Source organism: Pseudanabaena biceps PCC 7429, assembly GCF_000332215.1.
Classification (GTDB): Bacteria; Cyanobacteriota; Cyanobacteriia; order Pseudanabaenales; family Pseudanabaenaceae; genus Pseudanabaena; species Pseudanabaena biceps.
Genome location: NZ_ALWB01000201.1, coordinates 1 through 9,373, shown reverse-complemented (window position 1 = coordinate 9,373; position 9,373 = coordinate 1). Strand labels below are relative to the sequence as shown.

General features: G+C 42.4%; 10 protein-coding genes. 7 read left to right on the top strand and 3 right to left on the bottom strand.

All coding sequences use genetic code 11. The annotated features are described in order from the left end of the window. Positions 1-110: 110 nt before the first annotated feature. The gene (locus PSE7429_RS18150) at positions 111-962 is read right to left on the bottom strand and encodes an ABC transporter permease (RefSeq protein WP_009628777.1); all 852 of its coding nucleotides are present in this window, start codon (positions 960-962) and stop codon (positions 111-113) included. A 114-nt stretch (positions 963-1,076) separates the two neighbouring features. Here PSE7429_RS18150 and hisA point away from each other — a divergent pair, with 114 nt between their 5' ends. The 4 genes from hisA to petE all read left to right on the top strand — a co-directional run bounded on the left by hisA (position 1,077) and on the right by petE (position 3,268). Beyond that, positions 1,077-1,841 carry a 1-(5-phosphoribosyl)-5-[(5-phosphoribosylamino)methylideneamino]imidazole-4-carboxamide isomerase gene (gene hisA, locus PSE7429_RS18145; protein WP_009628776.1) on the top strand — a complete coding sequence of 255 codons (765 nt, stop codon included), beginning with the start codon at positions 1,077-1,079 and terminating at the stop codon, positions 1,839-1,841. Between the two features lie 117 nt (positions 1,842-1,958). Further along, positions 1,959-2,153, top strand: a complete 195-nt coding sequence (locus PSE7429_RS18140) for a hypothetical protein (RefSeq protein ID WP_009628775.1) — start codon at positions 1,959-1,961, stop codon at positions 2,151-2,153. Between the two features lie 68 nt (positions 2,154-2,221). Further along, on the top strand, positions 2,222-2,731 hold the full coding sequence (gene psbV / locus PSE7429_RS18135; protein WP_009628774.1) for a photosystem II cytochrome c-550: 510 nt from the start codon (positions 2,222-2,224) through the stop codon (positions 2,729-2,731). A gap of 159 nt (positions 2,732-2,890) precedes the next feature. Beyond that, complete coding sequence (gene petE / locus PSE7429_RS18130) at positions 2,891-3,268, top strand: plastocyanin (RefSeq protein ID WP_009628773.1); 378 nt, start codon at positions 2,891-2,893, stop codon at positions 3,266-3,268. Positions 3,269-3,491: 223 nt separating this feature from the next. Here the strand turns inward: petE and PSE7429_RS18125 are convergent, their stop codons facing one another. Both PSE7429_RS18125 and PSE7429_RS18120 read right to left on the bottom strand, forming a co-directional pair. After that, positions 3,492-4,922: a hypothetical protein gene (locus PSE7429_RS18125; RefSeq protein ID WP_009628772.1), complete on the bottom strand. Its 1,431-nt coding sequence runs from the start codon at positions 4,920-4,922 to the stop codon at positions 3,492-3,494. Between the two features lie 137 nt (positions 4,923-5,059). Beyond that, positions 5,060-5,347, bottom strand: coding sequence for a hypothetical protein (locus PSE7429_RS18120; RefSeq protein WP_009628771.1), 288 nt, complete (start codon positions 5,345-5,347; stop codon positions 5,060-5,062). 101 nt (positions 5,348-5,448) lie between these two features. On the opposite strand from PSE7429_RS18120, the gene PSE7429_RS18115 reads away from it, so the two are divergent. The 3 genes from PSE7429_RS18115 (at position 5,449) to galT (ending at position 9,354) form a co-directional block, all read left to right on the top strand. Further along, positions 5,449-6,303 carry a Tab2/Atab2 family RNA-binding protein gene (locus tag PSE7429_RS18115; RefSeq protein ID WP_009628770.1) on the top strand — a complete coding sequence of 285 codons (855 nt, stop codon included), beginning with the start codon at positions 5,449-5,451 and terminating at the stop codon, positions 6,301-6,303. A gap of 89 nt (positions 6,304-6,392) precedes the next feature. Further along, positions 6,393-8,255 carry a diguanylate cyclase domain-containing protein gene (locus PSE7429_RS18110; RefSeq protein ID WP_202950467.1) on the top strand — a complete coding sequence of 621 codons (1,863 nt, stop codon included), beginning with the start codon at positions 6,393-6,395 and terminating at the stop codon, positions 8,253-8,255. Between the two features lie 250 nt (positions 8,256-8,505). Further along, positions 8,506-9,354: a galactose-1-phosphate uridylyltransferase gene (gene galT / locus PSE7429_RS18105; RefSeq protein ID WP_009628768.1), complete on the top strand. Its 849-nt coding sequence runs from the start codon at positions 8,506-8,508 to the stop codon at positions 9,352-9,354. Positions 9,355-9,373: the final 19 nt, after the last annotated feature.

Here is a 9,373-nt window from a genome sequence, read left to right as displayed (position 1 = left end):
GCAAACCCTTTCTCGAAGCCCGTTTCAAATTATCCCGAACTCACGTTAAGTATGACTATAGGGTATGCAGTCAGAGAAGTTATGAGCCTATCTAGTTATCCTAGAAGCGATTAACCTTCAGTTTTCTTGCTACTAAATTTTTGGGTCAAGCCTTCACCGACTAGCGATAAACCGATTGTCATTAAAGTAATTGCCAATCCAGGGAAAATTGTTGTCCACCAGATATTTTCGCCAGTCGAGAGCGCATCGAGAGCTTGCTTGAGATCGTGACCCCATTCAGGGACATCTTCAGGAATACCTAAACCTAAAAATCCTAAACCTGCAAGGGTCAAAATCGCATCGGCGGCGTTGAGAGTGAAAATTACGGGTAAGCTTTGGATGACGTTGGGGGCGAGATATTTAATGAGAATGGTTTTTGTATCCGCACCGATCGCTTGAGCGGCTTCGATATAAACCTCGGTTTTGGTACTCACCGTTTGGTTGCGGATCACCCGAAAATATTGGGGGATATAGGCAACGCTGAGAGCGATCGCGGCATTCCAGATGCCAGTACCGACCACAAAAGCGATCGTCAGTGATAGCAACAGACTGGGCAGGGTATAAAGCGCATCCATGAGAAATACTAAACTGCGATCGAGCCATCCGCCCTTGTAGCCGCTCAGCATCCCCAAAGGCACGCCGATCACTAAACTGATTACTGTCGAAGCGATCGTCACCTGCCATGCTACGCCCGCCCCCGCGATCGTTCTCGTAAATACATCATGTCCTTGTAAATCTGTGCCAAACCAATGTTGTAGCGATGGTGGCTCATGAATGGGATTGCTGAGAAATTCCGTCGGATCGGTCAAAATTCCTACAGCTTGTAACAAGGGGGTGACGATCGCCATCAGCAAAAAAGCACCGCTAATGATGATGCCAATGGACATTAATTTTGAGGATACTGACTGCTTTGGCAATTTCATAGGGACTAGCTAAAGGACAAACTTAAGAAGCAAAACTGGATTTCCTTGATTTGTACTATACCGCGATCGCTAAATCTAGCTAAAATTATACTTCTGGGATCGTAGGTAAAAATTATGGATGTAATTCCCGCAATTGATATTTTAGATGGACGCTGTGTCAGGCTCTATCAGGGGGATTATCAACAGTCAGAAGTATTTGGTGAAGACCCTGTAGAGGTTGCCCAACGCTGGTACAGTCAAGGCGCTAAGTATTTACATGTAGTTGATTTAGATGGTGCAAAGGAAGGCAAGCCTCAAAACCTAAAGGTAATTGAGGCGATCGCCCGCTCAATTCCGATCCGAGTGCAGATGGGTGGTGGGTTGCGCGATCGTGAAAGTATCTTATCAGTCCTGAACTCAGGGGTCAGTCGCGTCATCGTGGGCACGGCAGCAGTAGAAAATTCTCAGCTAATTGCGGAGATTTGTGCAGAATTTCCCGAACAAATCATGATTGGCATTGATGCTCGTGACGGTAAAGTCGCAACTAGAGGCTGGCTGGAAACTTCGGAAGTAATGGCGGTAGATCTTGCCAAGCGGATGACTTCTGTCGGTATCGCAGGAATTATTTATACCGATATTTATCGTGACGGTACGATGCAAGGACCAAATATCGAAGCTTTGCGCCAACTTGCCGAAAATGTTGATGTGCCTGTAATTGCCTCAGGTGGCATTAGTTCGATCGCTGATTTACTAAACCTATTGTCACTGGAATCGGTCGGCGTAAAAGGGGCGATCGTGGGTAAGTCCATTTATACGGGTGCAATCCAATTACCCGAAGCGATTAGGGCTGTTGGTAACGGGCGTTGGCAAGATGTGATTGACGGATCGGCGATCGCTTAAATTACATCCCAAAACAAAAAAGTAAAGTCGGTGCTTTGCGCCGACTTTACTTTTTCGGTTGCTTGCATGAGAAAATAGCACAAACATCTCTAGAATTAACTAGATACGAGTATTGTTATGGGCTTTGCTGACTATTCGATCGCTGAGATCGCCGAGGACTACAAACTCAGTATTGAGGATGTATTTAAACTATGCGATCGCCTTGGGATCGCTTACCAAGACGCAGAAACCAAACTAGCTTTAGAAGATGCAAAGGCTGTCATTATGGCATCCGAAGCCCAAAATTCTAAAACCACCAAAGGCTTATCGTGATTGCAAAGTCGCAATAAATCTTTGAGATTAGGTGAAATTCTTTTAGATAAACTTAGATAAATTAAGTTATGTCCGTAATTATGAACAAAAATTCTTTTAAATATTTAGCGGTGGCGATCGCCTTCGTGATGCTTACCTTTCAGCTTTTCACATCCAGCGTAAATGCAGCCGATATTCCGATCGAACTGCGTACAGTCCCCCTCAATGAAACTACAAATATTGTCTTAACGCAAAAGGACATCTCTAAGGGTAAGAAATTATTTTCTAATGCCTGTGCCACCTGTCACCTCGGCGGTGCGACCTTTACCAATCCTAACGTCAATCTAGCACCCGATTCCCTTGCTGGGGCATATCCAGTACGGAATAATGTGCTCGGATTGGTGGATTTCATGAAGAAGCCCACTACCTATGATGGCGTAACTGAAATCTACGACGTTCACCCTAGCCTCAAGAGTACCGATATCTTCCCCGCCATGCGTGGGCTCACCGACAATGACCTCAAGCTAATTGCTGGTTATATTCTTTACGAACCTAAGGTCAAAGGTATCGGCTGGGGCGGCGGAAAGATATACTATTAAACAAATAATGTACGTAACGTAATGCGTCATAATTTGTCAAAAAGCTAATTACTTTAGCTTTCTCTATGTGTTTTCTGGTTTTCTCTACGTGTTTTAGCCTTAGTTCGAGTCGAGTCGAATTAGTGCGAGTTAAGTTGAATTTTAGTCGGTAGTTAATTTATGAATATTTCTTCCTTTGCGAAAAAGCTAGGTCTAGCGATCGCTAGCCTTTTGTTTGTTGTTGGTAGCCTGTTCATGACAGCCTCTCCTGCTGCGGCTGATGTCGTTACCGTTAAGATGGGTTCCGATAGCGGTCAGCTTGTATTCGATCCTAAAGTGGTGACAATTAAAGTTGGCGATACTGTTAAGTGGGTTAATAACAAAGCTTTCCCCCACAATATTGTGTTTGATGGTCATGCAGAACTCTCTCACAAGAAGTTGGCTCAAAAGCCTAAGGCTGAGCTAGAGTCAACCTTTAATGAGGCTGGAGAATTCTCTTACTATTGCTCACCACACCGTGGTGCTGGTATGCAAGGAAAAGTGATTGTCCAATCATAATTAAGTTTATTTCTTCAAAAGAGGTGCAAACATTGTTTGCACCTCTTTTTTGTATGAATTGATTTGCGATCGACTGCCCTTTCTCAAAGTCCAAAAGTAAAAGCCTTGCTATGCAAGGCTTTTACTTTTGGATTTTTAAAATTTGCCAGCTTAATCCGAACTGACGTTATATAGCAACGTAATACCAAAGCTCAAAATGGCGTAGCCATTTTGAGCTTTGGTATTAAGGATTTTTAGAGTTACGCGATCGCCTATGCAGCCACCACCAAACCCCACCACCAAAAAGTCCACCAATTACGATGCTCCCTAAAAAGGCTGCCACCATGTAAATTAAAAAAAGCGTATTCGATTTTGTCGCAATGGCATTGACAGGAAATTGAGCCGTGAGGATATTGACAGTGATTTGACTTGTTCCTAAACCCGTACCAACGGCGAAGATGCTTTGGTTAAGACTACGCTCACTTCGAGTTTGTTCAAGACTAATAATACCTTCGATATTTCTAATAGAATTTTCTAAGAATTTTTGATTGGGGCTGAGGTTGGTAATATCTGCAATAATTTGCGGGATATACTTCTTTGTGACGATGGTTGCAAATTTCTCTAAAAAGGGAATATTAGTATCTTCCTCGTGATTTTCTAATCGTTTGAGTTTATTTTGGTAGTTCTCCAGATTAGTTGCAATAGTATTTTTTTGAGATTCTAGATAGATAAGTTCTTGAACATAGGTATTCATCAAGTTGAGGTTTGATTTCAAGCTTTGCTGGAGTTGCGCGAGATCTATTTGCGATGAATGATCTTGATCGGCTAATAAGGCGATGGTAGCTTGAATTTTTTTGACTTGGTTTTTAAGTTCATTTTTATGCCGACGACTTAGATGGTATGACCAAATAATTTTGTGACGATACAAAAATAAACGCATTAAGCTGGGATAAAGTTTGGAGATGGTCTGGCTGATATCTTGAATATTTAATTCATGGGGAAAAATACAAATTAAGAGATGTTTGTTTTGACTGAGATCGCCGCGATCGCTTGGTAGTTGCCATAGTTCAAAGCATTCTGCACCTAGGAGCTTAGGTGCAGAAGGGTTGATTTCGGTTTTAAGATCTTTTTCCCAGCTTGAGTTGTCGAAAATTTTTAAATGTCCGTAAATTCTTTTCGCCGCATCACTTGCCTTTTGGTCAGCAAAAGCAAGTTGTCCCCAGACAAACCAAGTTTGACCCATGTGGCTCTCTGGTTGATTAATTTGACTACCATGGAGATTGTTAAAAATATTTTCTTGAATTTTTTGGAAACTGGGGATATGGCGAGGAGCATACTTAAGTGATGGATCATCGCGATCTTGATGGGTGAGATCGATGGAGCAATGCACCTGTAAAGCATAGATATCGTTGAGTTTAACTGGATAGTAAAACCCATTCATGGGGTAGTCAAAACCTTTACCATCTTTACCAAGTAGCTCAATGTAGTCTGAGAGTTCTGATTCAATTTTGATGACATCTGCTAACTGAGCTGCTGTCATTTGCCCAACATATATTCTCCGCCAAAATTTATTGCGATTCTGGTTGCTCTCCTCTTCGCTTTGTCCTAGTCCTTCCGCAAGGTCGTAGCTAAATAAATCAATTGTGGGATAGATGATGGTGTCAGGATCTGTCATGGGTAATTTGCTTGGCTACAGGAGTTAATATGATGGTCGCTAAGTAACTGGGCGCAATTAAAGATAAAACCCTAAAACCTATAGCGGACGCGCAGCGTCTGCTATAGGTTTTCTGTTTTTTAATTATGCCCAGCTACTTAATACAAAAATTGCTGTGTGGCAGCGACTGAATCATCTGTGATGAAATTTTGTTTGGTCTTGTCGTCGCTCGCCTCATCCTTGGTTTTTGCTAGATTGATAAATAAGCTGCTGTTCTCGATTGGCGCAATTTCAGAATTTTGTTTCTCGATCGAAGCATCTGGTTTGAAGTCTATTTCCTCATTTTTTTTCTGCATTGTATCTAGCCATTCGTAGGTATCTAAGTACGATTTTGAGATTGTAAAACTATTGTTGGCAATTTCATCAAGTCGTTTGATATTCTCCAAGGGCTATCCAGCCAAAATCTAATACCTAAAAAAATCTAGAGGTAACGATCGCGATACCATGAAAAAAGTCAAAATAATCAAACCACAGCAAAAAGTAATTTATGTCGAAAATTTGGGAGTTAGATTTTTATTCCCGTCCCTTACTGGATGCCAATAATAAGAAAGTGTGGGAACTGCTGATCTGCGATCGCGATCGGCAGTTTGAATGGGTACGCGAATGCCCATCTACGGAAGTGAACTCAGAATGGTTAGCTAAGCAACTCACCGACTGTGTCGCCACTAATGGACAGACTCCGATTAAGATTCGCTTTTTCCGTCCTAGCATGACCAATATTATTATGCGAGGCTGCAAACTTGCTGGGATTACGGGGCAGGCTTCGCGGCGAGTATTTACGATGTCCGCATGGTTAGCGGAGAGAATGGCGAGTATTTATCCCAATCGTGATGGATTTCAGGCTGTCGATCCCAATCCTCTACCCTTAAAAGTATTAGCCGCTCAAGATCCCAAACCCGTTCCCGATGCCCTCATGGGTGAACAATGGATATCCGTATCCCTCAAGGCAAGTGATTTTGAAGAGGCAAAGGAATGGTCGATGGATTTCAGCGAACTTCTGGATGTCAGCCATCTCGATCCTGACACAATTGTGGCAGGGATCATTATAATCTCTGCTAGGGCGACAGCTTTGGCAGCTTGGATGTCGGGAGTCGATCCTGTATTTATCAAGTTTGAGCGGAATTTATTAGGCGATCGCACCCAAATGCAGTTGGAGGCAAGTGCTGATGCACGTTGGGTCTTGGCAAATTTGCAAGCTCCTAAAGATAAATTAGCGATCGCTCAGGGGGCTGACTTTGAGAAGGCTAAGCAAAAGTCGCAGGGCTTTCATTTTTTGGCGATCCAAACTAATGCCGAAGAGGAGCATTTTGCTGGATTTTGGATGCTGAAAGAAGTTATGTAACCTGTAAAATAAAAATTGCCTAATAATTTATAGTGCATTACATGAAAGGCAATCGGTTATTTCAGAAGAGAACTATTCGATTTGTAATTTTGAATCTTCTTGTAGCGATTGCCTACGCCATAGGTGTAAGGCTCAGTCATGAGTTTGCCACTTTACCTGCTACCGTTGCCTCAGTTTGGTTTCCCTCAGGGATGACATTAGCCCTAGTTTACCTACTAGGCAATCGGGCTATTTTAGGAATTGTCTGTGGGTCTACCTACGCACTTACGCTCGGTTTATTCAAAGTAAATCCGCCTCTACCAGTCTTTAGTTTTTTATTAGTTCTTACATTCTGTGCTTGTGGCAATGTTCTCCAGCCATTGTTTGCTACCTATTGGATCAAAAAATACGCAAGGCATAAAGACATTTTCAGTCATGTTAATACCGTAGTTTTGTATATTGCGGCGGCAGTCTTTGCGCCCATGGTATCGGCGAGTTTAGGGGTTACGAGTCTTTGCATTGCGGGAGTTATTAAATGGCATGGCTATGGTATTAGTTGGGTGACTTGGTGGTTAGGAAGTGCGCTTCCGCATTTAATCTTTACGCCAACTATATTGTTATGGAAAAACCTATCTCAGCAAAATGAACACCGATGGATCGAGATTGTCTTAGTCCTATTTGTGTTTTTATGTGTTAGTTGGATTTGCTTTTTAAAAGGCTATCCATTGGCGTATTTGCTCCTACCCATTTTAATCTGGACAGTTTTTCGCTATGGTAGTTTCTTTGCGAGTCTATTAGTAAGTCTTGTCTCCCTAATTGCGATTTTATCTACAGCTAGAGGTTATGGACTTTATATCGAGAATTCTCCCAATCAATCATTATTGCTGTTGCAATCTTTTACCGCTGTTTTTTCTCTGACATCACTCATTCTCTCTGCGGTAATTGACGAACGTAAAGAAGCAGAGTTGTCGCTGAAGCAGACGATGGAGAGTCTGGAAACACAAGTAATTGAGCGCACTAAGGAACTGAAACAAAGTAAAGCCCAACTTAGCGGGTTCTTCTCTTCGGCACCTGTAGGAATGGGGATTGTCGATCGCCAACTTCGATATATAAGGGTCAATCCATTATTAGCAGAAATTTACCAAAGAGATATTGAGGACTGTCTGGGTAGGATGGCTCAAGAGATTGTCCCCGATTTAAGTTCACAGATAGAGGCTTCTCTTAATGAGGTTTTTAAGACAGGAAAGCCGCTTTTAAATCAAGAAAATGCTAGTAATCTATACAACCCAGAAGGAACTCTGCAAACTTGGCTATCATCCTATTTCCCAATTTTTGATCTCGATGATATTCCCGTTGCGGTTGGTTTTGTGTTGTTTGAAATTAGCGATCGCAAACGGGCTGAAGCTGACATGAAGTATGCCGAATCTATTCTCAGACAGGCAAATTTAGAACTAGAAAATTTGGTTAATATTGATGGTTTGACCCAAATCGCTAATCGCCGCTGCTTTAATCAAAGGCTAGAATTGGAATGGGCGAGACTAGAACGTGAACAACAACCTTTGACCTTGATCTTGTTTGATATTGACTACTTCAAGCGTTACAACGATTGTTATGGGCATCAAATGGGTGATGATTGTTTAATGGCGATCGCGCAAGCGGTGAAGCAAGTGTTGTTGCGTCCTGCCGATCTGGTTGCACGCTATGGCGGCGAGGAATTTGCTGTGATTTTGCCCAATACCGACGCGAAAGGAGCAGTTATAGTCGCTGAGCAGATCCGCAAGACAATTACAAATCTATGTATTGCCCATCAAAAATCGGATATCGGCGATATAGTTACGGTTAGTATTGGTGTAGCTAGCCTAATACCCAACTCTATCCAAGAACCATCCATGCTTGTTAAGCAAGCGGATGTTGCCCTTTACCATGCCAAGCAGAAGGGGCGCAATCAGTCCGTGATGTTTTCTCCATGCTAAGTAGCTGGGCATAATTAACAATCAGAGTCAAAAGCTGTAGCGCACGCTCCGCGTGCGCTACAGCTTTTGGGATTTTATATTTAATTGCGCCTAGATACTTAAAGATACTTAAAAAGATACTTAAGTAGTTCAGTATAGTTAAGTAGTTCAGCATAATTAAAAACCAAAATCAGAGAGAGTACCGCTCGCTATGCGGGCGGTACTCTCTTCTAGATTTTACTTATGCCTAGCTACTTAAACGCCTATAGCTATGTCCCACCTTCGCCAAAATGTAATTACTAAAGACTGGGTAATCTTTGCGACCGAAAGATCCAAACGTCCCCATGAATTTGCGCGATCGCAGGATGAGATCCCGCCTGAGTTACCGATTTATAAACATAGCTGTCCTTTCTGTAATGGTAACGAGAATCCCTCGGAGAGCGAATATTTGCGCATAGAGAACGAGCAGGGTTGGCGAGTCAGGATTATCCCCAATAAATATCCTGCCCTCTCCCCGAACGGCGATCGCATTCGTCATAATGAAGGGATTCATCGCTCTATGACAGGTGTCGGTTACCACGAAGTGATCATCGAACACCCGCATCACAATGCCACGATTGCTCTAATGGAAACGAGTGATGTCGTTAATATCCTGAAAGCATACCGTCAACGCTATGACGTGATTCGTCGTGATCAACGGATTGAAAGTATCATTATTTTTAAAAATCATGGTGAAAGTGCAGGTACATCCTTAGAACATCCCCATTCGCAAATCGCAGCCACGCCAGTTGTCCCCTCGCAAATTCGTTGTCGAATGATTGAAGCAGCTAGTTATTTTGATGACATGGGGGAATGTTTGTTTTGCTATACCCTCAGAGATGAATTGCAATCTCAAGAGCGGATCGTGCTAGAGAGCGACTATTTTGTGGCATTTATTCCCTATGCGGCTCTTTCTCCATTTCATCTATGGATATTTCCGCGCCGTCATACTTCTTCCTTTGGGGCGATTACTGATATCGAATTAGAAGATCTTGCCTATATACTGAAGACAACTCTGGCGAAGATTTTTTATGGTTTAAATAGGCGTTGTTGCATGAATAAAAAGAAGACAAAAGAATAGAGAATATTAGGATAGATAA